A 26,484-nucleotide genomic window follows, 5' to 3' on the forward strand; every position below is an offset into this window, starting at 1 on the left:
TCTTCTCAGGTAACCGGTTCAATGTGTATCGGGGCTGCGATTATAGTTCAGTCTCGGCATTTGCGGAAAGTCGCAGGATATGTTTGACGATTTCCTGGGGCGGTTGCGGGGTGGCAATCAGGAAACCTTGAACTTCGTCACATTCACTTTCGCGCAAGAATGCCATCTGTTCTTTGGTTTCCACACCTTCTGCAATGACCTTAAGGCCAAGATTGTGGCCCATAACGATGATGGTTCGCGTAATCGCGGCATCATCGGTATCGATTGTCACGTCCCGCACAAAGGATCGATCAATCTTGATCGAATTGATCGGCAACCGTTTCAGATAGGCAAGGGACGAATAGCCTGTCCCGAAATCATCAACGGCAATCTGCAACCCCAAATGACGCAGTTCTTCAAGAATGGCGGCCGATTTCTTGATTTCCTGCATCATCACCGTTTCGGTTACTTCCAGAACGATGCGTGCGGCCGGGGTGCCTGTGTCGGTCAATATTCGAGATATGGTTTCTGTAATTCTGCCTTCAATAAGCTGTCGGGGCGACAGGTTGATTGCGATCGGCAGTGGCGGGACTGATTGCGCGTCCCATTCTGCGATCTGGCGGCAGACTTCCGCGATCACCCATTCGCCGATTTTGCCAATCAGGCCGGTTTCTTCTGCGACCGGAATAAATTGCATCGGCGAAATATAGCCGCGCCCGGGCTGTTTCCAGCGGATCAGTGCCTCGAGGCCGGAAATCCGGTTGGTACGCAGATCGACCTTGGGCTGGTAATGCAGCTCGAACTGATTTTGGGCCAGGGCTTCGCGCAGATCATTTTCGATCACCAGACGCGCCATGGCACTTTCATTCATCGTCTTGGTAAAGAAGTGATAGGTGCCCCCGCCGCCGGATTTCGCACTATACATCGCGGTGTCGGCATTGCGCATCAGGGCCGGGAAATCTTCGCCATCCGATGGATAAAGCGCAATCCCGATCGATGGCGACACAAACAGAACGCGTCCCTTGATGTCAAATGCCGGTGCCAGTGCATCAAGTACGGCTTGTGACAGAATGGCGGCGTCCTGGGTTTCTTTCAGATCGGGAATAATGATCAGGAACTCATCACCGCCAAGCCGACCGACGATTTCCTGGCGACCGATCACTTTCTGCAAGCGTCCGGCGACTGCCTTGAGCAACAGGTCCCCGACGTCATGGCCCAGACTGTCATTGATGACCTTGAACCGGTCAAGATCGATAAACAGCACAGCCGTCGCACCGTGCCGCGTGCTGCTTGCTTCCTTGTGCTTGTCGAGTGCCTTTGACAGGCTGGATTCAAGCATGCTGCGGTTCGGAAGGTTGGTCAGCGTGTCGTGGTTGGCCATATAGACCAACTGTTCCTCATAGCGTTTGCGCACCGTGATGTCGGTCAGGACCGCGGTCATCATCGGCGTTGCCGCATCCGGGATCATGCGCAGTGCAATCGAAACATCAATTTCGGTCTGGTCGGCGCGTCTGATCGGAAGCGTCAGGCGTTTTTCCGTCGTCTGATTGTCCGAAGACTGGGCTGCAAGTTCTTCCAGACTGTGCTCCAAAAGCGGAATGGCGCGCGGCATCAGGAATTCGTGCAATGTTCGGCCTTGCGGCGTTTCATCGCGCATCAGGCCAAGAAGCTGCTTGGTTGCCCCGTTATATTCAACAATCCGGCCGGTCGGGGTGATTGTCAGGATACCGTCCGCAACGTTCTGTACAATCGCGGTCAGCTGGTTTTCACGGTCACGGACCTGTTGTTCGGTGGTGCGCAGCTTATCAAGTGTTGCTGAAATACGTTCGATCAGTCCCCGCGTGGTCCGAAGGATCATGCCCAGTTCGTCGCGGTCATGATTTTCGGGGATGACAATGGCATCGGGGGTCGGGTTTTGCGGATCAATTTTGCGCAGCAGACTTGAAACCCGCAGCAGCGGCTTGGTCAGGGTGACGTAGAAAAAGACAACCAGAATAAGACCAAGAATCAGGTTGCGCAGGATGCCCGATGTCAGAATGCGGGTGGCGCGATTAAGAAACCCGTCCGCGATCATGTCCGTATCGATCTTGACGCTCAGATGGCCAACCAGATCGCGTCCGCTTCCGGTTTCAAGCGGGATTTCATATTCCTGGTTTTCACCAAACATCAGTTTGGTCAGGACCGTACGGTTGGAGCTGACCTGCTGTTCGGTCTTTTGGGCTAGAATATTGTTGAAATTGTCCCGCAGAACCGCCGCATAGACCGGTTCATATTCAAAAAGGCCGGAAACCACGCGTGCGGCAAGTGTCTCATCAAGGCCGTATGCCGCCTGTGTCGCGGATTCGCGCAATGTCGCCAGAACCTGCATGACGGTGCGGTCAATCAGGCTCTTTTCTTCGCGCAAATCCCAGACAATCTGGATGCCGCTGAAAAGCAGGCCGATCAGCAAGGTAAGGGCAACCGCGATCCTTGCCTGTTTTACAGACAAGCGATCCCGCCATTTAAGCCGTTGCTGATCAAGGCTTTTGTCAGGCACGCGTAACCCCAAAAATCCGCAGTTCCCACTCAATCAGAAGCACACTATGGCTTTGCGGGGGTAAAAGCAATTATCCGCGGCGTCTGCAAACTGGAAAATTGTGAAGAAATCTGTATGTTCTGCGCTGCTTTGTCGTGTGCGGTCCCGAAATACCGGATGTCGCCACGCCGCATCGCATCACGTAATCTATACTACGCAAAAAAATGGGATTTTATTGGAGTTGCACACAACAGCTGTGCGTGATAACCCAATCCCCAGAGAGAGAACAAGGCCAAGCGCGGGTGCAGCCGCAACATGGCCTCGCAACCTGTACGGAGTTACACCATGACCTATGTGGTGACGGAAAACTGCATCAAGTGTAAGTATCAGGACTGCGTCGAGGTTTGCCCCGTCGATTGCTTCTATGAAGGTGAGAACTTCCTGGTTATTCACCCTGATGAATGCATCGATTGCGGTGTCTGCGAACCCGAATGCCCCGCCGAAGCGATTATTCCCGATACTGAGCCGAATCTGGACAACTGGTTGGAAATCAACCGAAAGTTCGCGGAAGTTTGGCCCAATATCACCCGCAAAGGTGATGCGCCGGCTGATGCTGATGAATGGAACGGTAAAACCGGCAAGACCGAATTGCTCAGCGAAGCGCCGGGCGAAGGCGACTGATTGTCGGACTAACCCCCCAGATTACATACGGTTTTTAACCCGTTGGCATATGCCAGCGGGTTAAATGCATGGCTGCATTGAGCCATTAGCGCCGAAAAAATCTGTGAACCAGTGGCGTGTTGTGCTATTGTGGGCAACTCGCGTTAAGGGCTCGACAGGCTCGTTCCGAATTGCCGGATTTCCGTTTTTTGTATTCCTGTCTGAAACCGCGACTTCGCCAAAAGCTTGGTCGTGTGCAGCTCTTCGCGTCACTGGGTCTATATTGTTACAGTTGAATGACCAGGCCTGAATGGGCCGGAAGGATGCTTGATGTCGGATAAGTTGCCCTTTGCTGTTGGCGATTATGTTGTTTACCCCGCACACGGCGTTGGCTGTGTTGGTGGCCTGGAAACCCAGGAAATCGCGGGTCAGGAATTGCGCCTTTATGTAATTACCTTTGAATCCAGCCGCATGACTTTGCGCGTGCCGGTTAACAAGGTGGGTAACTCCGGTCTGCGTAAACTTTCCTCCAAAAAGCAGATGGACTCGGCGTTGATTACGCTTAAGGGTCGTGCACGTGTCAAACGCACCATGTGGTCGCGCCGTGCACAGGAATACGAAGCAAAGATCAATTCCGGTGATCCGGTCTCCATTGCCGAAGTTGTGCGCGATCTGCATCGCAGCGCGACCCAGCCGGAACAGTCCTTCTCCGAACGCCAGATCTATGAAGCTGCTTTCGAGCGCCTTGTTGACGAACTGGCCGCGATCGAAAAGATCGACAAGGACAAGGCATCGGGCAAGCTCGAAAAGCTTCTGCAAAAAGCTGCCTGATTGAATAAGTCAGCTATACAACTATTTATAAAAGCCGGCCCGCAAGCTATCCTTGGGCCGGTTTTATTTTTGTTTTAGGCAGGTTACAGCGATGAGTGCAGTTCTGGCGCCGATAAAACCGGCCGAGAGAATCTGGGTTGTCGGCGCAATCAATGGCGATCACGGTGCGTTGCGTACCGTTCATCAGAAGCTTGCTGAACGTATCACACCCGGAGACAGGCTTGTCTATCTTGGCAATTACTGGGGGGATGGCACGGCGGAATCCGTTGTTGCGACCATCAACGAATTGCTTCTGTTCCGTCGTTATTTCATCGCCCTGGACGGGGTTGATATCGCCGATATCGCCTTTTTGCGCGGTGCGGCCGAAGAAATGCTGTCGAAATTGCAGCAGATCCAGTTTGCCCCCAATCCCGGCGAAGTCTTTGACTGGATGTTGACCCGCGGTATTGCCGGAACAACCCGTGCCTATGGTTTTGATCCGGCGCATGTCCAGTCGATCATGCGTCAGGGCGCGCACGCCATTTCGCAATGGACGTCCCAGTTTTCCGATGCATTGCGCCGCCACAGCGGGCATAGCGCATTGCTATCCGACCTCAAACATGCGGCCTATACCACGGATGGTCGTCTGATCTTTGTTCATGCCGGGCTTGATGGTTCACGCCCTCTTACCGGTCAGACCGATACGTTCTGGTGGGGCGGCTCGATGTTTGAGGCAATTACCGAACGTTATTACGACTGCGCGCGTATTGTCCGCGGTGCATCACTTTCGCAGACCGGGCTTCAGGAACGTGAATTTACCCTGTCGGTGGATGGTGGTGCCGGGCGGGGCGGTGTACTGATCGCGCTGGCCCTTGATGGTCAGGGCAAAATCATCGAACAGGTTACAAGCGACGCCTGATCGTGCGCCCGGATCTCTGGTCTGTTTCGACCAAAAAAGGCAGCATTTTCATGCTGCCTTTTGCTGTTTTGGCCTGCTTGCGTCTAGTGACGGACAACCTTGACCAGGGATCCGGTTTCAGGGGCTTCGCCCTCGCGCAATCCGTTAATGGTGGCAAAGGTTTCCGCCGGTGCGCGGTCAACCTGCATGTCGTCGATAAATGTCTGCAAGCTATATTCCGGGTTCACAGCACGGACCTTGATCCGAAGCGGGGTATAGATCTTCTTCTCGTTCGTGCTCAGCGACCGGAAGCTATAGGTCGTATGCCGCAGGGGCAGGTTATAACTTTCGGTTTGATCAAGCGGGGTGATGAACAGGAACTGATAGGCGGAATCGCCATGGCGGATGACCACCACGCGCAATCTTGCCGATCCCGATCGCAGGGACACATCCGTGCTGCCGGTGGCAGCTTCCAGCCCGTTAATATCGATCATCTCGACATCGCGAAGCGAAATCTTGCTTGAGAAGCCGCTTTCAAGATAACGGTCCAGTCGGGTGTCCTTGGCCTTTGGTGCGCCTTCAAAGACAATTTGGGCCCCTTTGCCGTCGGTCGCAATGACGGCGGATGGCTGGTTGTTGATGGTAAAGCCTTCGGGCACTTCAAACCGGAAGCCAAGGGGAACATGGACGAATTCCCGGCCACGAACATAGCCCTGATCCGGGCCATCCCCGTAAAGGATACCATCAATCGCTGTCATGTAGCGGACCGTGCCCAGTTCGGGATTCTGAACTGCGGTGACATTGGCGCTTTGATGGGCCTGCTCGATACGGTCAAGGGTTCTCGGGTGGGTTGCCATAAAGTCATACTGGTCAACATCATCGGCCGAACGCCCGGCAAGAACCGCCTGCAAGCGCGAATGGGCGCGCAGTTTTTCAAGGAATGTCGCCATGGCATCCGGATCGTACCCGGCCCGCGTGATATAGCGTACGCCAAGCATGTCGGCTTCAAATTCATGCTCACGCGAGAACGATTTAAGATAGGCACTCGCCCCGGTATTGATCAGTTCGCCAGCCCCGTTGCCAATCGCAATTGACAGGCCACCGGCCAGAATCTGGGTCAGGACACCACGGCTGTATCGCTGTGCCGAATGGCGGGCGACAACGTGACCGATTTCATGGGCAATGACGCCGGCCAGTTCAGCTTCGTTGGTGGCAAGGGCGGCCAGACCACGCGTGATATAGACATACCCGCCCGGCAGGGCGAATGCGTTGACCACCGGGGAATCAAGAACCGTGAAGGTGAATTTCTCATTCGGGGTTTCGGAAACGGCAACCAGCTTTTCACCGATTTCGGTGACATAGCTTTGCAGATCCTTTTCCGTATATTGGCCACCGAACTCCTTGACCATTTTCGGGTGTTCCTGCGACCCGATTTTCTTTTCCTCGTCAGGCGACATAAAGGCGGTGAAGCTGTCCTCACCTGTTGCGCGGTTGGTCGAGCAGCCAGCAAGTGCCGTGCTGAGCGCAACAGCAGTCAGAAGTGCCATCAGGTGCTTGTTGGGACTGAACTTAAACCAGCTCATTGATACCTTTCCTCATGTCGCTCTGCCGCGTAAGCTGCAGGTCATTGTCAGCGAAACCAAGTGGGAATTGGTAGCGCGTGTTCCAAGATCATTCAACAGATTCACAGTTTTCGAACAGACATCCAAAATGGGGAAATTTTACGGTCATGCCAAAGGCCGGTTTTTCCTGCCGGTTTCTGCTCGCAACAATAATGACCATTGGGACCCTGTTTCCCATTGATGGTCATGCCGGTCCGGATTGGCAATGCGGTGTTGCGGCAAATCATGACATTGCAAAATCCGTGCAGTCTGATCAGGCCGATCGCAACTGGCATGAAATATCCCAAATCGATATTCACCACGTTGATCAACTAGCGGCTTCCGACTTGCCAGATGTGACGTTTCGACTGGCCGATGTCGAATTTGTCCCGGAATACCAAGATCTGGCATTGAACTGGCTTCAGGCGACGTCTCGCGAAAGTGACAAGGCGCTTTTGCTTCTGGATGATCCGGATTTTCTGAGGCGCCGACCGGCATGGATCACAAGTAGGCCTTCTGGCGGGCTTGGTGGCGACAACAGTGTGCCATGGTCGCAACGGTTGCTTTTGGCCGGCCTGGTGATGGCATTGCCGCAGACCGGTTCTGATGTCGGATCTTTGATGGATGCCGAAGATACCGCGATCCGGCAAAGGGCAGGTATCTGGTCAATCCGGGATGCCCGTCATGCTTATTTTGTTGCCGCAAATGCAGATGTGGATGATGCGCAACCATCGGGTATCCCGTCGGTAGAGGATGCGATTGGCCGGTTTGTGGTTGTTGATGGGGTCGTTCGCTCGGTCGAGCATCAGGAATGGCGCAGCTACCTGAATTTCGGGGGCGATTGGCGCAGTGATTTTACCATTGCACTGGATGATGCAGTCCGGCGCAGCATCGCAGGGGGTGACAACTTCGAAAAGGTGATGGATCGCTGGTCCGGGCGGAAAGTCCGGGTGCGCGGCGTTATTGAAAGTCGCGGTGGCCCCTATGTCTCTTTGGAAAATCCGGACTGGCTTTGTGTTCAACCGGAATAGAAGCTTGTGTTTGTTCCCCCGGTCATGAGACTTCTAGATATGCGTTGCCACCAGCAAATTGCACATTCTCATTTCCGCTCAGACACAAAGAGGTTCCTGCGTGCTCTATCCCGAAATTGCGCCCCGAATGACGGGGATGTTGTCACGTGACGATGGTCACGAAATCTATTGGGAAGAAGTCGGCACCCCCGACGGTATTCCGGTCATCTTTCTTCACGGTGGGCCAGGGGCCGGGATTTCTCCCAATAGTCGCCGATTTTTCGACCCTGAAAAATATCGCGTCATTCTGTTTGATCAGCGCGGCTCCGGAAAATCAAAGCCGTTCGGAAGCCTTGAAAACAACACCACCGACCACTTGATCGGTGATATCGAAGCGCTGCGCGAAAGTCGGGGGATTGATAAATGGCTGGTCTTTGGCGGGTCCTGGGGATCGACATTGGCGCTGGCCTATGGCCAGGCATGCCCGGATCGCGTCCTGGCCTTTGTGTTGCGCGGCATTTTCCTTGGTCGTGAAACCGAAATTGCCTGGTTTATGGATGGCATGGGGCGCTTTTTCCCCGAAGTCGAACGCAGTTTCTTGGCAACCGCCGGATTTGACGCGCATCCCGGCTGGCAACGAATGCTGGACCGCTATGCCGAGATTTTCGCAGGCAAGGATGGCGAGGACGCCGCGATTGATGCCGCACGTGTCTGGTCGGCCTATGAAGCTACCTGCTGTACTCTTTTGCCGGATCACGGTCTGGTCGAAGATTTCGAAGGCGATGAAATCGCACTCGCGCTGGCAAAACTTGAACATCATTATTTTGTCCATCGCTGCTTCTTCGAACCTGACCAGCTTCTTCGGAATTTGAACCGGATTTCCCATTTGCCTGCTGTCATTGTGCAGGGGCGCTATGACGTTGTGTGTCCGCCAATGTCGGCATTTGAACTGCACAATGCATGGGCCGGATCAAGGATGGTGATTGTCGACGATGCCGGGCATGCAGCCAGTGAACCGGGGATTGTTCGCGAGCTTGTCCGGGCAACCGATTCATTCGATGGCAAAAATTTTGCGGGAAATTGATGTATTTACACCAATGTGTGGTTGAGTTTGCCGCATGCTTGGTTAGTATGTCCGACGTATTGATCCAGTGGGGACTTGATTAATGAAAATGACTTTGGGGAAACTGCTTGCAGTTTGCGTCTTTTTTGGCTTTGTAAACGCGGCATCTGCGCAAGAAATTCTTGGCAATGACAAAGATTCCGGGCTTCTCGAATTTTCGACCGGCATGGTCGATATCACTCAGGATGAAGAAGCTGCCGAATTCCGCATCAATTACCGCGCCCAGCACGCGATGTTTGACGTAACCCGCCCGATTGGCGGCGTGATGGTAACGTCGGAAGGTGCGGTTCATGGGTATGGCGGGCTTGCGGTTGACGTGCTTTGGGGCGACCATTTCGTCTCGAGCGTCTATACCTCGGTCGGTGCTTACCACCAGGGAAATGGCGAAGACCTCGGACACTGGATCGAATTCCGTTCCGGTCTTGAACTTGGCTTCCGCTTCGACAGCCACGAACGTCTCAGCCTCGGGATTGCCCACATTTCGAACGCCAGCATCGGCGACGAAAACCCGGGTACAGAAATCCTTTCTCTGACCTATTCCTTCCCGATTGATCGCCTTTTTGACTGATCAACGCATATTGCGTCAGTCTGAAAAGACCGAATGGAATAATCAGCAAGAGCCTTGGAAAGAGAAACTTCTTCCCAAGGCTCTTGTTGCTTTTGCGGTCTTCATCACCGATTGGTATGAGGGGAGCCAAGCATTCCTGCGATCGGTCATATGATAACCTCCCGGATTGATCACCGGCAGAATTGCTGCTAATTGAAGGCCTCTTTTGTGGTGTGCGCCCGTAGCTCAGCAGGATAGAGCACCAGATTCCTAATCTGGGGGCCACAGGTTCGAATCCTGTCGGGCGCACCATCCTTTCAGGCCTTGATGTGCGGATTTTGATCCGTTCTGGTCTTCACGCCTATAGCTTGAAAGCCATCAGGTTTCTTCTCATATCCATATTATGTGCGACTGCTCTGAACATAACGGGCCGCAATGCCATAATACAGGGCCGGGAGGAAACAATGACAAACTGGATCAGGCTTCCCAACAGCGAAGGTGCCTGCACGCCGCAATCCGATACGCGATCTGATCAGCCAACCTATCAAAGGCACATCGGACGCAAGGGTTTTCAAGGGCCATCAGCCCAGATCTATCATCGCCATCCCCCGGTCGGTTGGGCAACCTTTGAAGGGCCATTGCGTCCGCGGGCCTTTGATCTGGCAAAGCTCGCCCCCGGTCCGGCCTGCCCGTTACAGGCAAGGCGCATTTTGCGCAGTGACAGTATGGAAGTTCGTTACTGGAAAACCGATGCCAAAATGCATGCCCTGTCACGCAATGCCGATGGTGATACCCTGATGTTCGTCCATAATGGCGAGGGGGCGCTATTTTGCGATTACGGGCATTTGCCCTATCGGGATGGTGATTACATTTTGCTGCCGCGCGGCACCGCCTGGCGGGTGGAACCGGCCGGTCATTGCGAGTTCATGCTGATCGAGGCAACGGCCGATGCGTTTGGATTGCCTGAACCCGGCACCATGGCCGGTGGCACGCCACTGGACCCGATGATGTTCACCGTGCCGCGCATTGATGACACATTTCGCGCCCAGCAGGATGATGCATTCTGGGAAATTCACATCAAACGCAAAGGTCAGGTGTCAACGCTGACATATCCCTATAACCCGCTTGATGCCGCCGGCTGGGAAGGTGATCTGTGTGTCGTCAAACTGAATTGGCGTGATCTCAGGCGGCAAAATGGGTCGGGGCACAAGGTCCCGCCAGCAGCTTATTGTACCTTTGTTGCCAGCACGTTTTCAGTCAGTACCTTTGTGCCCAAGGTCGGTGAAGGCCAATCCGGCATGTTGCGTGTGCCGTTTTATCATTCCAACGAGGATATGGACGAATTTGTCTTTTATCATCGTGGTGAATTCTTCAGCCGCGGGGAAATAAAGGCCGGCATGGCAACATTCCATCCAAGTGGCTTTCCGCACGGTCCGCATCCGAAATCCTATCAGGAAAAAATGATCAAGGCGCCGGTCGAAACAGATGAAGTGGCCGTCATGATCGATAGTCACGATTTCCTGGCGGTGGACGACTCAATCCCTGATGGTGCGGAATGGAAGGCCTATGTCAAAACCTGGGAAAAGTCGCAGGAAACCCTATAAGGTCTTGATCCCGCCCATGGGGGAATGGCACTCTCGGTCGGCAGTCGGATGCCGCAAAACTTGCGAAAGGTTGTTAATGTTATTGTCAACTTGTCGGGTTAATTTATGCTGAGTAACAAATGTAGGATTTGTGTGTTTACACAGGCCGGTCTGCACTGCACCCGACAGTCTGCCGTCTGGCTGTAACACGCTTATCATATGGCGAAAATCAATAGCGCCGCACAGGTTGACCAAAGTCCAGAATGACCAAACAGAAGATCGTCAAATCCGTCAGTCATAAAACTCCTGAACCGTCCCAGGCGCCGGAAGATCCGTTGGCATGTTTGCCCAACACCTTTCTGTCGCGCGGGGTGCGGACGCCGTTTACGACCAAAACCCTGCGCTATGCGCGTGTGGCGGCGGGCAAGGGCGGGCGATCCATGATCATGCTGCCCGGCCTTGCCGGTGGTCTGGGGACTTATGAATTGCCACTCGATACCCTGCGCGAGGTTTTTGATCTCTCCGTGCATGACCGCATGCTGTTTGACCGTTTGCTGGAACTAGAAGACATTCGCCCGGGCACCGTTCTTGAGCAGGCACGTGCGGTTGCGGTAACCGGCGTTGGCGGGGTCGAACTGGCAAGAACTGCGATTGAGCGCGGCGGGTCGGAAAAGTCATCGCGTGAATTGGGCCAGCTGGCTGTCCTGCATCAGGCCCTGCGCCAGCTTGGCGGAAGCGCCGTTCAGGATATGCAGCGCGAAGAATTGCTGACCATGGAAGGTCAGGTCCGCGCGCGCAAGGCCCTGAACCGCTTTGCATCCGAACATAAAGTCGCCAATGACACCATCATCGACAGCCTTGGTGAATGGAGCACAATGATCGCCCCGGTCGGGCTTGAGCTTGATGGCTGCAAGGGGCCGTTACGAGTACTGACCAACGGTCTTGCGAAATTTGCAAATGACGTCGAGGAATGGGCGAATTCCGAACAATCCGATTTCCGCTTTATGGCCGGGCGTATTTCCAGTGCGACAACCGCGACCTATAAGCACGCCCTGAAATGTGTCGAGGAAGTCGATAGCTGGAACCGCGAACTGGGCAAGGTTCTGACCGATTGGGAACGGGCCAAGCAGGATATCGGCAAGACCATCGAAAAATTGTGGTGGCTTCTTGATGGCTGGCAGGAAATGATCGACCTGTGGCATAAAAGACCGGTGGCAGATCGGGTTAAGCAGCGCGAGATCATCGAAGAAGTCGCAAGTTTCGCACCTGTACTCCCGGTCGAGGAAATTACGACCGCAGAACAGCAATTCTGGATCGATATTCGCGTCAACCAGATGCTGTGGGCCGGTGAATTGCGCAAGTTGGGCAGTGGGGAAATTGATGCCGATATGGTGGATCGTCTCGAACGCTTCAGGAGACAGTCTGCATGAAGATTGAAGACGCAGGTAATCTTGGTGTTTCGCAACTCGGGCAACTGTTTGAATCCTTAAGCGGTTCTGAAATCGCACGATTTACCCGTGCGATTGAAAGCGATCGCGCAGACCCCAAATTGCCGCTCCCCCATGAAACCATTTTGCAAATCCTGCGTCCGCGTCTTGCTTCGCTCAAACCCGAACGCTATCCAACCCCGATGCGTCAATTCTGCGATCCGTTCGAAGACCTTCTGACGTCGGGCGAGGCCAGTGAAAAAAGCATCCGCATCAGTCGTTCATCCCTGATTCCGATCTGGCGGGTGGTCACCGGTGCGAATGATCCGGAATTTGCCGAGGCCATGAAGGAAATTGATGCGGCGGCGGGCAAGCGCGATACAACAAGCCTTGCCGCAGCTGAAAGCAAGCTGTGGAAGGCAGGCGCACGGATCATCGAAGATCAGATCGCCCGGTCCCACGGCGGGATAAAGGAAGAACGCGCCCTTGCAACGAGCCTTGGATCGCGCGTCCATCTGAAGGCCTTTGCCGAAGTCGGCCGTATTTTGAATGTGGGCGAAGAAATCGCCCAGGTGCGTGCGCGTTTTCCGTCGGCGCCGATCAGGGGGCTTGATGCCAACGACGTTACCTGGCTGCGTGACCGGTTTGTGGAAATTTCAAAAAACAAACCCGGGTTCGAGCCGATGTTCCTGTTGGCCGTACTTGCCCGGTTGCTCCGTCCAAGTGAACTGTTCAAACTGATCCGTGTCTTGTCGACAAAGGCCGATGACAGCACGATTGAAAAGACCAATCTGGCCGAGACCGGCGACCTGATCATTGATCTGCTGGCTGAAACCGTGACCGAGATCGAACAGGGTGTTGTCACCGGCAAGGATGAGGCACATATCCTGTCGCTGGCGCGCTGGTACGCATCCGAATTCACCCGCATCACCCGCGAATTCAAAATTCGCAAGGATGGCCGTTGGGGTGAAAAGCTTCTGGAAACGCGCCGTCGAGTATCGCGCGCCCTGGCTGATACGATGTTTGGCGCAACCCCGGAACGCGTGATTGACGCACTGCCCAAAATGGAAGTCCGGCAGGGGCCCGGTTCCGGCGTGAAGGGCTTGGCGCGACCGTTGTTTGCGCAGGATTTTGACGATGAAAAAGTCTTGGCCGCGGAAAAGTCGGCCGAAGCAATCGCGGAAACTGCCCGGATTTCGGACGTGCTGGCCGCACAAAGTTCGGCTGCCAAGGCGGTGGTTGAGCTTAAGAAAAAGCTCAATCAGATTGGGCGTGCAGGTGTTGACGGTATGGGCCGTTTGACGCCCGAAGAAATCCCCAATGCACAACGCAATCTGATGGCAACAGTGCGGTTGCTTGAAATCGTTGATGGCCCTGAAGACGCCGATGTTTTGCGCCGTCGCGGCATGTCGGCCATTCGCGCTCTTACCAGCCAAAAGGCAAGCTGATCGTTTGATCCTTGCCTTTGCCATCCATCAGGTTTTCGTACCCGCCGTTTTTCCCGCCAACTGTGATGCCGTATCAAGCTGATCAAGCCAGCTCATGAAGGCGCGGATCTTGGGAAGGCGCGCGCGTGATGACGGGCAGCAGGCGTAATAATGAAACGGGCTTGCCTTTGGCGGGCCAAACGGGGCAACGATCCGGCCCGATTTAAGTTCATCCTCAATCGCGAATGTCGGCAATAGGGCGACGCCAAGTCCGGCTGCTGCGGCCTGCATGGCCATGGTGAAATGCTCGAATTTCGGGCCGTTTTCGCCGTCGATATCACGCAACCCGCTGGCATCAAGCCAGTCGGCCCAGCCACGCGGGCGGGTGGCAATATGCAATAATGGAAAATGGCGCAGGTCATCGGCAGAAGGCGGATGATCCAGATTGGCGATCAATTGCGGTCCGCAAATCGGCACCATTTCCTCGCCATGCAGGATATGGGCTTCTAGATCGGACCAACTGCCCTGACCAAACAGAACCGCGATATCGATCTGTTCGCGATCAAAATCGGGCATTCCGATCCGTGAGATGAAATTGATCGCGATTTCCGGATGCTTGGTGCGAAATTGCGGCAATAATGGAATAAGGCACCGCGATCCGAATGTTGGCGGGGCGGCCACCGTCAGAACCCCGCTTTCCGATCCGCCCGAAAGAACGGTCAGGGTCGCACTTTCCAGCTGATCAAGGGCCGGGCGGATGGATTGCAGGTAACTTTCCCCTTCAGGTGTCAAGACAAGACGTTGCTTCTCGCGGGCAAAAAGCTTGCATCCCAGCCAGTTTTCAAGCCCCTGAATCTGCCGGCTGACCGCGCTTTGGGTCAGATATAACTCATCAGCCGCGCGTGACGCACTGCCGAACCGGGCGGTTTGTTCAAAGCAACTTAGCGCCTTGAGACTGGGGATACGACGGCTCAATCGTCACCTTTGACTTGTTGGATATCTCAAAGTTTATGAGTTTTTTGCATAAACTACATCGCTTTTATCATTTGCAACTTTGTCTGCCAATTCCTAGCTTAACGGCATAAGCAAATAAGCTTACAGGGGTAGCGTCATCTCGCCCTTCTATGGCGCTGCCCCTGCTTTCTATCGAAAAATTCATAAAAGGATCAGGCAAATGGCAAGCCGCGCACCGTTTCATTGGGAAGATCCGCTCCTGCTTGAAGAGCAGTTGAGCGAAGAGGAACGCATGATCCGCGATGCGGCCCGTGCATATTGTCAGGAAAACCTGCAAACCCGCGTTCTCGAAGCAAACCGTCATGAAATTTTCCACCGTGAAATCATGACCGAGATGGGTGAACTTGGCCTGCTTGGCCCGACCATCCCCGAGGAATACGGCGGACCGGGTGTAAACCACGTGGCCTATGGTCTGGTTGCACGTGAAGTCGAACGCGTTGATTCCGGCTATCGTTCGGCAATGTCGGTTCAGAGCTCGCTGGTGATGCATCCGATCTTTGCTTATGGCAGCGAAGAACAGCGCAAGAAATATCTGCCGAAACTGGCAACCGGTGAATTCGTTGGCTGCTTTGGCCTGACCGAGCCGGACCATGGTTCCGATCCGGGTGGCATGAAAACCCGTGCCCGCAAGACCGAGGGTGGCTTCACCCTGACCGGGTCGAAAATGTGGATCACCAACAGCCCGATCGCCGACGTCTTTGTCGTCTGGGCCAAGGATGACGAAGGCGTCATTCGCGGCTTTATCCTTGAAAAGGATATGAACGGCCTGTCGGCTCCGAAAATCGAAGGCAAGTTTTCGCTGCGTGCGTCGATCACCGGCGAAATCGTCATGGACAATGTCTTCGTGCCCGAAGAAAACATGCTGCCGAATGCCAAGGGCCTTGGCGGTCCGTTCGGTTGCCTGAACAAGGCCCGTTATGGCATCGCATGGGGTGCAATGGGTGCGGCTGAATTCTGCTGGCACGCGGCGCGTCAATATACCCTTGATCGCAAACAATTTGGTCGTCCGCTTGCCGCCAATCAGCTGATTCAGCTGAAACTGGCAAACATGCAGACCGAAATCACCCTTGGTCTTCAGGGCGCGCTTCAGCTGGGCCGTCTGCTTGATGCAGGCAAAGGCGCACCGGAAGCGATTTCGCTGATGAAGCGTAACAACTGTGGCAAGGCACTCGACATTGCCCGTGTTGCCCGTGACATGCATGGCGGTAACGGTATTGCGGATGAATTCCATGTCATCCGTCATTCGATGAACCTTGAAGCGGTCAATACCTACGAAGGTACCCACGATGTTCACGCCCTGATCCTGGGCCGTGCACAGACCGGCATTCAGGCCTTCTCCGCCGAAGGCTGATCAAGTTTTGACCGGGCGGCAGCAGCAATGTTGCCGCCCGTATTGATTCTGCGACATGTTTCCAAATCGACTTTCGGGATATTCAAATGACTGGCGCACTTTCCGGGCTTCGTGTTCTTGATCTTTCGCGTGTGTTGGCCGGACCATGGGCCAGCCAGACCCTGGCCGATATGGGGGCCGAGGTCATCAAGATCGAACGTCCCGGTGCCGGTGATGATACGCGCGGCTGGGGACCGCCCTTTGCCAAGGATGCCAACGGAAATGACACCACCGAGGCCGCCTATTATCTGACGGCCAACCGTGGCAAAAAGTCGCTGACGATTGACATCACCAAGCCCGAAGGTCAGGAAATCGTTCGCAATATCGCGGCCCAAAGCGATGTGGTTCTGGAAAATTTCAAGGTCGGTGGTCTTGCCAAATACGGTCTTGATTACGCGACCCTGTCGGCAATCAATCCCAAGCTTGTTTATTGTTCGATCACCGGATTTGGTCAGGATGGCCCCTATAAGGATCGCCCGGGGTATGATTTCATGATCCAGGGCATGGGCGGCCTGATGAGCATCACCGGTGCACCCGATAGCGCCCCGGGTGGTCAACCGATGAAGGTCGGTGTGGCGGTTGCCGATATCTTTACCGGCCTTTATGCGACGATCGGCATTTTGGCGGCACTTCGTCATCGTGATGCAACCGGCGAAGGCCAGTATATTGATCTTGCCCTGCTTGATGTGCAGGCCGCAGTTCTTGCCAATCAGGCGATGAATTACCTGACAACCGGCAATGCGCCGGGGCGTCTGGGTAATGCGCATCCCAATATCGTGCCATATGAAGCCTTCCCGAGTGCCGATGGCTATCTGATCCTGGCGGTCGGCAATGACAGTCAATTCAAAAGTTTCTGTGCGGTGGCGGGGCTGGACGATTTACCGGCTGATGAACGCTATGCCACCAACCGCAATCGTGTCGCCAACCGCGATACGTTGGTGCCATTGATCCGTCAGGCCATGGTTTTGAAAACCACCGATGAATGGATCGCGGCCCTTGAAAAGGCCAATGTGCCGTGCGGGCCGATCAATACCCTTGATCGTGTTTTTGACAATCCGCAGGTCAAACATCGTGGGCTGGTCAAACATCTTGATCACCCGACGGCCGGCACCGTGCCGACGGTTGGCAATCCGATCAGGTTTTCCAAAACGCCGATTGCGGATGAAAAAGCCCCGCCGATGCTGGGGCAGCATAGCGACGAAATCCTGCGCAAGGTCGCCGACCTGAGTGACGATCAAATTGCCAAACTGCGCGACGCAGGAATTGTCTGATCTGGAATTTTCGGATGGAACGGCGCAACACCTTTGGATTGTTGGATCCGGTGATGCGCCTTCCTATGGTTGAATGGTGCGCTGCACATTATTTTGTAAAGGGTCGCCCTGACGCAATTGCAGTCACTTAAAGCGGCCATTCGCGGCGGATGCTGCGGAATTTATACAATCTACGGTGTTCTCCTTATCCCGCATTTGAAACTCTCCGAAGATTTTATATCATTTTAAAAAATACATATCGGGGATGTGCATGTCAGAAGTTGTAATTTCGGCACGCTCAGTCAGTAAAATTTTTGGCTCGGGTGCAGATAAGGTTACCGCGTTGGATGCGGTATCGGTTGATATCTTTCAGAACGAATTTTTCACAATGCTTGGTCCATCGGGCTGTGGCAAAACCACTTTGTTGCGCTTGATTGGCGGCTTTGAAGAAGCAAGTTCGGGCAAAATTCTGCTCGAAGGCAATGAACTGAATGATTTGCCGCCCTATAAACGGCCGATTAACACGGTTTTTCAGTCCTATGCGCTGTTTCCGCATCTGACTGTGCGCCAGAACATCACATTCGGGCTGGAAATGCAGGGCATTGATCGCGCCAAGGCCAACCACCGGGCTGACGAGATGCTCGAACTGGTGCGACTGGCCCAATATGGTGACCGAGTGCCAAGCCAGCTTTCCGGTGGTCAGCAACAACGCATCGCCCTTGCGCGTGCATTGGCACCGGCCCCCAAGGTGCTGTTGCTTGATGAACCGCTTTCAGCACTGGATCTTAAACTGCGCAAGGAAATGCAGGTTGAACTGAAACGTCTTCAGACCGAAACCGGCATTACCTTTGTCTTTGTCACACATGATCAGGAAGAAGCGCTGGCGATGTCTGACCGGATCGCGGTCATGCAATTTGGCAAGATCCAGCAGATCGGTGCACCGCGCGAAATTTATGACGAACCGACTGATCGTTTTGTTGCCGACTTTATCGGCGACAGTAACTTTTTGCCCGGCAATCTTGTCGCGGCCGCGGATGGCAAACATGCGCTGACGCTTGCCAATCAGCATGTCATCGAACTTCCATCCGTAAGGTCAGGCCAGAAAACCGGCGATGTTACCATTTCGATCCGTCCGGAACGGCTTGGACTGGTGGCCGAAAACCTTGCCGATCAGACCCATCTGATGGGATCAGTCAAATCCGTGATCTATTTTGGCACGGACACGACCTATGAAATCGATCTGGGCAATGATCAGACAGTCAAGGTGCGTACCCAGAACGGCACCGGCGCCATGGATGATTTCGGCCGGGGTGAACGGGTCGGGGTGCATGTGCCTGCCGATGCCATCCGGGTGTTGGTGGACTGATCATGAAAGCAATGCTGCGATCCAAACGGTTCTGGCTGATTGCACCTGCGGTTCTTTATATCGGCTTCTTCATGGCCGTGCCGCTGGTGCAGATGGCCTATGTCTCGATCCTTGAACGGGGCGATTATGGCGGGGTGAACTGGGGCGTGTTTTCGATGGACGCCTATGTCAGTTTCCTGTTTGAACGCGATCTGATGGATAATCTGGTGCTCAACACCGATTACCTTCAGGTTTTCGCCCGGTCCTTCGGGCTGTCGGCCATGACCACGGTCTTTGCGCTGATCCTCGGGTTCCCGACGGCCTTTTATATTTCGACCCAACCCCAGGGACGGCGAAATTTCCTGATCTTTCTGGTTACCATTCCGTTCTGGACCAACATTCTGGTCCGCAACTATGCCTGGATGCTGCTGCTGCGCAATGGCGGTCTGGTCGACGGTATGCTGGGCTGGATCGGTATCGAAACCGGCGGGCTTGATATCCTGTATACGCCCTATGCCGTCTCGATTGGTCTGACCTACACCTATTTGCCATTCATGGTGTTGCCGATCTATGCCAGCCTTGAAAAGCTTGATCATCGTCTGGTCGAGGCAGCCTTTGATCTGGGGGCCGACAAGCGCCGCGCGATGAGCCGGGTGATCCTGCCGCTTGCGGCACCGGGCATTGCGGCCGGGTGCATTCTTGTGTTCATTCCGTGCCTTGGGGCCTATGTCACGCCTGAATTGCTGGGCGGGGGCAAGTTCATGATGATTGCCAATCTGATTGGCAGCCAGTTCGGGGCTGCGCGCAACTGGCCGCTTGGTGCTGGGCTTGGTTTTGTCCTTCTCGCCCTGGTTCTGATCGCGATGATGGTCTATTCGCTTAAATTCAAATCATTGCCGGAGGAAAGCCGATGAAAGTCGATGTTTCCAACCCGCTTTGGCGTTTCCGCGGGATCACATCCACGGCAATGTTCTTTTTTGCCTATCTTTATCTGCCAATCGTCATTTTGCTGGCGCTGTCGTTTAATGAAAACAAGCTGGCAACGATCTGGACGGGCTTTACCACCGACTGGTATGTCACGGCCCTTTCCAATGACGATATGCTGCGTGCGGCCAAAAATTCGATCATTGTGGCCGTTTCGGCGACCATTCTTGCCACCGTTGCCGCGACCTTTGCTGCAATGGGTATGGCGCGCGGACGGTTCCGCGGGGAAGTCGGCGTATCGGCAATGCTGGTTCTGCCGTTGCTGGTGCCCGAAATCGTTACCGCGATTGCCACATTGCTGTTCTTTGTGGCACTTGGCATCAAGCTTGGCCTGATTACCGTGATCATTGCGCATACGGTCTTTTGCATTCCCTTTGCCTATTTGCCGATCCGTGCCCGTCTCGAAGGGATGGACCCCGCATTGGCCGAGGCGGCAAATGATCTTTATGCCAATGAATGGCAGGCCTTCAGGCGCGTGACCATGCCGTTGCTTTGGCCCGGGATTTTGTCGGGGGCGATGTTGTCCTTCATCATCTCGCTTGATGATTTCGTCATTTCCTATTTCGTCGGCGGAGCCGGGGCGACAACGCTTCCGATCTATATTTTCGGCATGATCCGCATCGGTATCACCCCGGAAGTCAACGCGGTTTCCGCAATGATGCTGATTGTCTCGATCGTGTTTGTCAGCATCTCGTTCCTGATAGATCGCATTCGGTATTGATCGAAAAATGGACGCCCGGTTTCCGGACGGGTCGGGCATCCGAACAACAAGCAATGAACCGTCCTTAATTGGGAGTCTCACAATGAAACTACGTTCCGTAATTCTGGGAGCATCCGCAATGGCCGTTTTGTCGGTTGGGTCGGCAAAGGCGGATGGCGAACTGTTTTTATATAACTGGTCGAACTATTTCCCGCCTGCATTGATGGAAAAGTTCGAAAAGGAAACCGGCATCAAGGTGACCCTTGATGTGTATGATTCCAACGAAACCATGTTGGCAAAGCTGCAAGCTGGTGCATCTGGCTATGACATTGCCGTGGCATCCGACTACATGGTCGATGTCATGATCAAGGAAGGCCTTGCGACCAAGTTTGATGCCAAGTCGCTTGAGAATTTCAAGAATGTCGCAAAGCCCCATGACACCATGAAATATGATACCGACCGCGAATATTCGGTCACCTATCTGTGGGGAACGACCGGCTTTACCTATGACGGTTCGGTGGTTGATGGCGAACTTGAACGAAGCTGGAAAGAATTCTTTGAACCGCGCGAAGAATTCCGCGGCAAGATCGGTGCCTTGAACGACGAGGTCGAAATGTTCAATGCCGCGTCCTATTACGCAGGCGTTGAAAAATGCACCGAAGACCCGGCCGAAGCCCAGAAGGTTCTTGATGTCCTTCTCAAGCAAAAGCCCTATATCGCGGTTTACAGCTCCGAAGGCACGATTGACCGCATGTCGGCCCGCGAAGTCCAGATGCATATGCAGTGGAATGGCGCTGCCCATCGGACCAAGGAAAGCATCCCGGAGGCCGTCTTTGTCTATCCGAAGGAAGGTCTGACCTATTGGGCTGACCACTTTGTCATTCCGACCGGTGCGCCGAACCTGGAAAATGCCAAGACCTTCATCAACTGGATGATGAAACCGGAAAACGCGGCAGAGGCTTCGAATTATGCCGGTTACATGAACTCGATCAAGGGGACTGGCGAATTCATGGATCCGTCGCTCAATTCCGATCCGGCTGTGAACATGCCAGAAGAATATGCAGATCTTCTGATCCCGTCACAGAACTGCTCGGTCAAGGCGCGCGATTTGCGTAACCGTGTCTGGACCAAACTTAAAAACTAGGTCCGGTTTTAGCCGGTCTTGATGATCCGGCCCGGGCAATGTTCGGGCTGGATCATAATTTTGAATACACGATGTGAATTGAACTGGCAGGAACCCCTGATCATGACCGCTGCGGCTTCTCTTACCGAACATGTGACTTTGGCACTTTGGGCGACCAATCTTGGCCGCAAGGTCACGGATATGGCCGACTGGGCCGCGCATGTTGATGCCCAGATGGCAACGGCCGCCGCCAAAGGGGCAAAGATCTTTGTTCTGCCGGAATATGCCAGCGAACAATGGCTGGCTTTCAAGCCCGACGGTCTGCAAACCGGTCAGGAAATCGCATGGATGGCCGACCTTGCCCCCGAGGCCCGCAAACACGCCGCTGCGCTTGCCAAAAAGCACGACATGCTTCTGGTAGCGGGCAGCATGCCCTGGCACATCGACCCTAAAAATCCGGCAGGCGGCCAAACCAATAGTGCGATGATCTTTACCCCGGAAGGGGATGCGATCATTCAGGACAAATTGTCACTGACCCCGGGGGAACAGGAACCGGAAAACTGGTTTTTGACACCGGGCAAGGCATTCAATGTGATTGAATGGCGCGGTCTGACGGTTGCCGTTCTGATTTGCCTTGATATCGAAATGCCGGCTTTGTCCTGTTTGCTTGCGCCGCTTGATATTGATGTTTTGCTCGTGCCGTCGATGACCATGACGCCGTCGGGCTATAACCGGGTGTTCGGTTGCGCAAAAGCGCGCGCGGTTGAACTGATGACCGTTGTTGCGGCTTGCGGCACGACGGGAACGGCGATCAACACAACCAACAACCCGACCAACTATTCGGGATGTTCGGTCTTTACCCCGTGCGAACCACAACTGGGTCATAGCGGCCTGTTTGCCCGGGCAGAACCCGGTTTCGATGATGGCGCGGACGGGCCGCTTCTGATCGCAGAAGACGTTCCTGTCGGGCTGATCCGGTCCCTGCGTAACGGTGATGCCGAAGTCTGGCCGGGCGGCTGGTCGGCAGCGCATGTTTCTGTGCACAAACATGGATGACGGCGTTTGACCAAGGCCCTGATGTGGTGGGCTTTACGAAAGCTGAATCATCCCCACGATGTGAAAAACCTGCGATCCCGGTTGTCTGATCGCAGGTTTTGCGCGATGAAGGGCCAAAGGAAAGTTTTCCGGTAATAGGCACGGTCATCCATGCCATTGCCGGGACATCAATAAATGCAGGAGCGGGCAATATGAAAATCGCGGTTATGGGGGCAGGGGCCGTTGGCTGTTATTACGGGGCGATGCTGGCGCGTGCAGGTCACGACGTCACCCTGATCGGGCGTCCCAACCATGTCGAGGCGATGAACCGCGATGGCCTGTTGCTCGATTTCGGGACGTCGCAGGAATATGTCGCGGTAACAGCGGCCAGTGATGCCGCAGCGATTGCCGGGGCGGAACTCGTTCTGTTTTGCGTCAAATCGACCGATACCCAATCGGCTGGCGAACAGATCAAACCGTTCATTTCGCCCGATACCATTGTTCTAAGCTTGCAAAACGGTGTCGATAATGCCGAACGGCTTGGTGCTGTTCTGGGGCAGCCTGTCATTCCCGTGGTGGTCTATGTTGCCACCAGCATGGGGGGGGCTGGTCACGTCAAGCATCACGGGCGCGGGGAACTGGTTTTCGGACCGTCCGATCAAAGCCAGCTGGTTGCGGATACCCTGCGTCCGGCCGGTATCCCGGTCGAGATTTCCGAAAACGCCCCCGGCGCCCTGTGGGCCAAGATGATCCTGAATTGTGCCTATAACGCGCTGTCTGCCATTACCCAGCTTCCTTATGGAAAACTGGTCGAAGGGGACGGTGTCTGGGATGTGATGCGTAATGCGGTTGATGAATGTCTTGCCGTGGCAAAGGCCGATGGTGTCACCGTGCCGGGCAATGTCTGGGAAGCGATCGAAAAAATTGCCGCCACCATGCCTGCACAATTTTCCTCAACCGCGCAGGATCTGGCGCGCGGAAAGCCCAGCGAGATTGACTATCTTAACGGCTATATCGTGCGCAAGGGCCGGGAACTTGGCATTCCGACCCCGACCAATCTGACCTTGTATGCCCTTACCAAGCTTCAGGAAGGCAAAAAGGCGATCTAGGGTCTTCGGACCCTTTTTTGTCTTCGGCGTGATGGTGCTCGTTATTCGGCCGCTATTCAGCTGGTGTCTTGGCCGGTGCGGTCGGGGGCGCATCTGAAAGTGTCCCCGCATCAACTACCGGTGCGGTTTTGGCAAGCTGGCGTTTGGCCAAATCGACAAGCCGGTCATTGAACATCACCAGGGCCGCGGCCAGAACGATCAGGACCGCCCCCATCAGGCTTACGGGGGCCGGCAGCACACCAAATACCAGAAGATCAAGCGCGATCGCCCAGATCATCGCGGTGTATTCAAATGCCGAAAGCGTTGAAACCGGTGCACGTGCCAATGCTTCTGTCATGGCGATATGGGCAAGCCCGCCGGTCAGTCCCGCCCCGATCAGCCAGACCAGATTGCCCGATGACACCGGTGCCCAGCCAAACGGAATGGTCAAAAGTCCGCCAATCGAACAGACAAGTGCAAAGTAAAAGGCAATCGTGCCCGATGGTTCGGTCGTGGTCAGGGCCTTGATCTGGGTCTTGGCAAAGGCGGTGGTAATTGCAAAGGCAATTCCGGCCCCGATCCCGATCATCGTTTCATGATCAAGCCCCGGTGTTGAAATCATCGGCCACAGGATCAGAAACACCCCGGCAAACCCGGCAACGGTCGCGCCCGTAACCAGCCAGCCCGGATTTTCACGCAACACAATGATTGCAACCGGGATCACCACAAGCGGGGCCAGAAAGCCCAGCGCGGTGGCCAGTGCCAGCGGAAGATATGCCAGCGACACAAAGGAAAGAAACATCGAAACGCCACCAAATGTGCTGCGTTTGAGGTGCCCCCAAGGCCGCTTGGTTCTGAGCGCGCGCGGAAATTCATGGCGCCACATCAGATACAGCACGATCGGCACAATCGCGACAGAGCTGCGCCAGAACATGATCTGGCCGACCGGCGCTTCAAGGGACGCCATGCGGACAAACAGGCTCATGATGGCAAACAAGCCGGTTGCTGCCAGACGTAATCCTATGCCGGTCCAAACACTGTTCATTGCTGATAACTCCGGGGGCGCTGATGTAATCAATAGCGGAGTTTGGCGACATTCGATGAATGACAAATTCTCATGTCTGGGCTGATAAAAATTTACATGTCGAAATTGTAATGGGGATGCCGCGACTGCTTGTTACAAATTCTGGACGCTTTGCGCATAAATATGGACCGCTGGAATAGTGACAGGCCCGGGAATGGTCCAAACTGTCGGAGATCACGAATAGTACCAATGGCAATGAAACCGTTTCATGACGCATTGGTGCAGGTCGTCAACCAAGTAGGGAAGACCGGCAAATGCAGAACGTATCTGAAGTGCGTCGTGATGATCCACTGGTATATGGCCGATTCAGCAATCAGCGGCCCGTCGTGATCCTTGAACAAAATCAGGAAAATCTGGACCACCTGATCGATCAGTATCTTGGACTGGCCGATATCATTCTGGTGCCCAATGCCTATATCGGCTTGCGGATGATCAAGCTTTTCAAATCCGAAGACGTGGAAATTCTGGCGATCGAAGGATTGTTCGGGCACGACGCCATCTGCAAATCCGACACCAAGATTACCGGTATCTGGAAAATCTGACGCGATTGCGTTTCGTATCTGATCAGTGCGTGCTGTTGCCTTGCAAAGACCGCACCAGGTCACTAGCCAAGACCGTGTATCCAGTTTTCAAACTGTTTGTTGACCAGCCCGGCAATGCACTGGGTTTTGCGGGAATGGATCGCGGCCCCGTTCCGGACTTCACCCGGTGTGGCGTCATACTTGTCGCGAAATGCCCGGATGAAGCTGGCGTCACTCGAAAAGCCGCATTCCAGTGCAATGTCATAAATCGAAGACCGCGCAGAATGCGGATCATTCAAAAGCGATATTGCCTTACGCAGCCGCATGTCACGGACATAGGTATAAACCCCGCCATAGGGCGCGAAATAGTTATAAAGCTTGGACCGTGATACCCCCAAATCCTGGGCCGCCCGCCGTGGATTGAGGTCCGGCGAACACAGATTTTCACGGAAATAACGCCGCATCTTGACCATGCTCAGGATGTTCTGGCGTTCATGGCTGCTATCGGCGGTCTGGCTGCTGACCGAATTCAAACAGGTCGCCAGCATGGTGGGGAACATCTTTTCAAATATTTGGGCTTGCTGATGGCCAAGTTCACAGACATTGCGCTGAAGCGACAGAACCATGTCACGGATGATCTGCACCATCGGGTCATCGGGCGCCAAAAAGCGCATGCAATGGTCATCGGGATGCTGCAAATGGTCTTCAAGCAGGGCCCGCGGAATCACAAGATTAAGTGTCAGATGATCGCTTGTCTGTGCCGTGAAGGGCTGGGTCAGGTCATAAATAAGAATGCCGCCGGGTTTAAGCCTGTCATGCCCACGCGATGTTTCGCATTCGATCTCGCCACGCTGATAGACGCCGATGCCGTAATGATCCATGCCATTGCCGACAATCTGTTGATAGCCACGGCGCCATTGCTGCTGGCGGGACTCAACTTCCATCAACATCAAGGAACCAAACAGATGGGATCGGATCGTTGTTCGGAAATCATCTTCCCGAACCTGTTTTTCGGCATCTACATCGAAAAGACAGGATATCGACTCTTTCCAGACCGGAAAACGGTCCTGCATCGGCAGATTGTCGACAGTGAAGAACGTGCTGGTGGTTCCAGCAGAATCTTGATCCGGTTGCATCTTGCTACCCCAATTGCCTACGTGGCGGACACTTACAACGAATGTATGCGGTGTGGATTGGGTCAGGCGTACTTGCCTATCCACAGGTCGAGATTAAGTAAACTAACGAATGAGGTAAAGCTATTAAATTCGGATAATTTAAATTAGTTTATTCTGATTTAATGGTCTGTGCCGTAATTGGCTATGACACATCCCGATCGCCTCCTTTCCCCCCGACATCGATGTGCCTGATCG

Annotated in this window: 23 protein-coding genes and 1 tRNA gene; 19 read left to right on the top strand and 5 right to left on the bottom strand. The window is 54.4% G+C overall.

All coding sequences use genetic code 11. From position 1 onward, the window contains the following. Positions 1-40 precede the first annotated feature (40 nt). A complete protein-coding gene (locus tag WA429_RS03200) occupies positions 41-2,515 on the bottom strand; it encodes an EAL domain-containing protein (protein ID WP_287464301.1) in 2,475 nt (824 codons plus the stop codon). 324 nt (positions 2,516-2,839) lie between these two features. Between WA429_RS03200 and fdxA the strand changes: the two genes are divergently transcribed. The 3 genes from fdxA to WA429_RS03215 all read left to right on the top strand — a co-directional run bounded on the left by fdxA (position 2,840) and on the right by WA429_RS03215 (position 4,883). Further along, on the top strand, positions 2,840-3,175 hold the full coding sequence (gene fdxA / locus WA429_RS03205; RefSeq protein WP_101245476.1) for a ferredoxin FdxA: 336 nt from the start codon (positions 2,840-2,842) through the stop codon (positions 3,173-3,175). Between the two features lie 309 nt (positions 3,176-3,484). After that, positions 3,485-3,985 carry a CarD family transcriptional regulator gene (locus tag WA429_RS03210; protein ID WP_101245477.1) on the top strand — a complete coding sequence of 167 codons (501 nt, stop codon included), beginning with the start codon at positions 3,485-3,487 and terminating at the stop codon, positions 3,983-3,985. Between the two features lie 91 nt (positions 3,986-4,076). Beyond that, complete coding sequence (locus tag WA429_RS03215) at positions 4,077-4,883, top strand: hypothetical protein (protein ID WP_101245478.1); 807 nt, start codon at positions 4,077-4,079, stop codon at positions 4,881-4,883. Between the two features lie 83 nt (positions 4,884-4,966). Here the strand turns inward: WA429_RS03215 and WA429_RS03220 are convergent, their stop codons facing one another. Further along, positions 4,967-6,445, bottom strand: a complete 1,479-nt coding sequence (locus WA429_RS03220) for a M48 family metalloprotease (RefSeq protein ID WP_101245479.1) — start codon at positions 6,443-6,445, stop codon at positions 4,967-4,969. 191 nt (positions 6,446-6,636) lie between these two features. Between WA429_RS03220 and WA429_RS03225 the strand changes: the two genes are divergently transcribed. The 7 genes from WA429_RS03225 to WA429_RS03255 all read left to right on the top strand — a co-directional run bounded on the left by WA429_RS03225 (position 6,637) and on the right by WA429_RS03255 (position 13,601). Further along, on the top strand, positions 6,637-7,494 hold the full coding sequence (locus WA429_RS03225; RefSeq protein WP_287464300.1) for a hypothetical protein: 858 nt from the start codon (positions 6,637-6,639) through the stop codon (positions 7,492-7,494). 100 nt (positions 7,495-7,594) lie between these two features. Beyond that, positions 7,595-8,557, top strand: coding sequence for a prolyl aminopeptidase (pip, locus tag WA429_RS03230; RefSeq protein WP_287464299.1), 963 nt, complete (start codon positions 7,595-7,597; stop codon positions 8,555-8,557). Positions 8,558-8,639: 82 nt separating this feature from the next. Further along, positions 8,640-9,164, top strand: a complete 525-nt coding sequence (locus tag WA429_RS03235; RefSeq protein ID WP_101245482.1) for an acyloxyacyl hydrolase — start codon at positions 8,640-8,642, stop codon at positions 9,162-9,164. A 214-nt stretch (positions 9,165-9,378) separates the two neighbouring features. Further along, positions 9,379-9,455: transfer RNA gene (locus tag WA429_RS03240), tRNA-Arg, on the top strand. 152 nt (positions 9,456-9,607) lie between these two features. Further along, positions 9,608-10,747: a homogentisate 1,2-dioxygenase gene (locus WA429_RS03245; RefSeq protein WP_114112888.1), complete on the top strand. Its 1,140-nt coding sequence runs from the start codon at positions 9,608-9,610 to the stop codon at positions 10,745-10,747. Between the two features lie 242 nt (positions 10,748-10,989). Continuing rightward, positions 10,990-12,156 carry a hypothetical protein gene (locus WA429_RS03250; RefSeq protein WP_228194536.1) on the top strand — a complete coding sequence of 389 codons (1,167 nt, stop codon included), beginning with the start codon at positions 10,990-10,992 and terminating at the stop codon, positions 12,154-12,156. Further along, positions 12,153-13,601, top strand: a complete 1,449-nt coding sequence (locus tag WA429_RS03255; RefSeq protein ID WP_206926800.1) for a hypothetical protein — start codon at positions 12,153-12,155, stop codon at positions 13,599-13,601. Before WA429_RS03250 ends, WA429_RS03255 begins: the two co-directional genes overlap by 4 nt. Before the next feature lie 27 nt (positions 13,602-13,628). On the opposite strand, the gene gcvA is transcribed toward WA429_RS03255, so the two are convergent. After that, positions 13,629-14,555: a transcriptional regulator GcvA gene (gcvA, locus tag WA429_RS03260; protein WP_287464298.1), complete on the bottom strand. Its 927-nt coding sequence runs from the start codon at positions 14,553-14,555 to the stop codon at positions 13,629-13,631. Positions 14,556-14,754: 199 nt separating this feature from the next. Here gcvA and WA429_RS03265 point away from each other — a divergent pair, with 199 nt between their 5' ends. From WA429_RS03265 to WA429_RS03300, 8 genes are all read left to right on the top strand, one after another. Then, positions 14,755-15,945 (top strand): acyl-CoA dehydrogenase, encoded by a 1,191-nt coding sequence (locus WA429_RS03265; RefSeq protein WP_114112891.1) that lies wholly within the window; start codon positions 14,755-14,757, stop codon positions 15,943-15,945. 86 nt (positions 15,946-16,031) lie between these two features. Next, positions 16,032-17,255 carry a CaiB/BaiF CoA transferase family protein gene (locus tag WA429_RS03270; RefSeq protein WP_287464297.1) on the top strand — a complete coding sequence of 408 codons (1,224 nt, stop codon included), beginning with the start codon at positions 16,032-16,034 and terminating at the stop codon, positions 17,253-17,255. Between the two features lie 250 nt (positions 17,256-17,505). Beyond that, on the top strand, positions 17,506-18,600 hold the full coding sequence (locus WA429_RS03275; protein ID WP_206926803.1) for an ABC transporter ATP-binding protein: 1,095 nt from the start codon (positions 17,506-17,508) through the stop codon (positions 18,598-18,600). A gap of 2 nt (positions 18,601-18,602) precedes the next feature. Continuing rightward, a complete protein-coding gene (locus WA429_RS03280) occupies positions 18,603-19,493 on the top strand; it encodes an ABC transporter permease (RefSeq protein WP_101245489.1) in 891 nt (296 codons plus the stop codon). Continuing rightward, on the top strand, positions 19,490-20,284 hold the full coding sequence (locus tag WA429_RS03285) for an ABC transporter permease (RefSeq protein ID WP_114112894.1): 795 nt from the start codon (positions 19,490-19,492) through the stop codon (positions 20,282-20,284). The genes WA429_RS03280 and WA429_RS03285 overlap by 4 nt, the downstream gene beginning before the upstream one ends. A gap of 82 nt (positions 20,285-20,366) precedes the next feature. After that, positions 20,367-21,407 (top strand): extracellular solute-binding protein, encoded by a 1,041-nt coding sequence (locus WA429_RS03290; protein ID WP_101245491.1) that lies wholly within the window; start codon positions 20,367-20,369, stop codon positions 21,405-21,407. 102 nt (positions 21,408-21,509) lie between these two features. Then, complete coding sequence (locus tag WA429_RS03295) at positions 21,510-22,442, top strand: nitrilase-related carbon-nitrogen hydrolase (protein ID WP_287464296.1); 933 nt, start codon at positions 21,510-21,512, stop codon at positions 22,440-22,442. A 191-nt stretch (positions 22,443-22,633) separates the two neighbouring features. Continuing rightward, positions 22,634-23,530: a ketopantoate reductase family protein gene (locus WA429_RS03300; protein ID WP_287464295.1), complete on the top strand. Its 897-nt coding sequence runs from the start codon at positions 22,634-22,636 to the stop codon at positions 23,528-23,530. A gap of 52 nt (positions 23,531-23,582) precedes the next feature. Here WA429_RS03300 and WA429_RS03305 read toward each other — a convergent pair whose 3' ends face one another. Further along, positions 23,583-24,554 (bottom strand): DMT family transporter, encoded by a 972-nt coding sequence (locus tag WA429_RS03305; protein ID WP_287464294.1) that lies wholly within the window; start codon positions 24,552-24,554, stop codon positions 23,583-23,585. A gap of 293 nt (positions 24,555-24,847) precedes the next feature. Here WA429_RS03305 and WA429_RS03310 point away from each other — a divergent pair, with 293 nt between their 5' ends. Continuing rightward, positions 24,848-25,135: a hypothetical protein gene (locus tag WA429_RS03310; protein ID WP_287464293.1), complete on the top strand. Its 288-nt coding sequence runs from the start codon at positions 24,848-24,850 to the stop codon at positions 25,133-25,135. A 62-nt stretch (positions 25,136-25,197) separates the two neighbouring features. Here WA429_RS03310 and WA429_RS03315 read toward each other — a convergent pair whose 3' ends face one another. Continuing rightward, positions 25,198-26,250, bottom strand: coding sequence for a helix-turn-helix domain-containing protein (locus WA429_RS03315; RefSeq protein ID WP_287464292.1), 1,053 nt, complete (start codon positions 26,248-26,250; stop codon positions 25,198-25,200). Positions 26,251-26,484: the final 234 nt, after the last annotated feature.

Origin of the sequence: Thalassospira sp. CH_XMU1420-2, assembly GCF_037029325.1 — a bacterium.
Classification (GTDB): Bacteria; Pseudomonadota; Alphaproteobacteria; order Rhodospirillales; family Thalassospiraceae; genus Thalassospira; species Thalassospira povalilytica.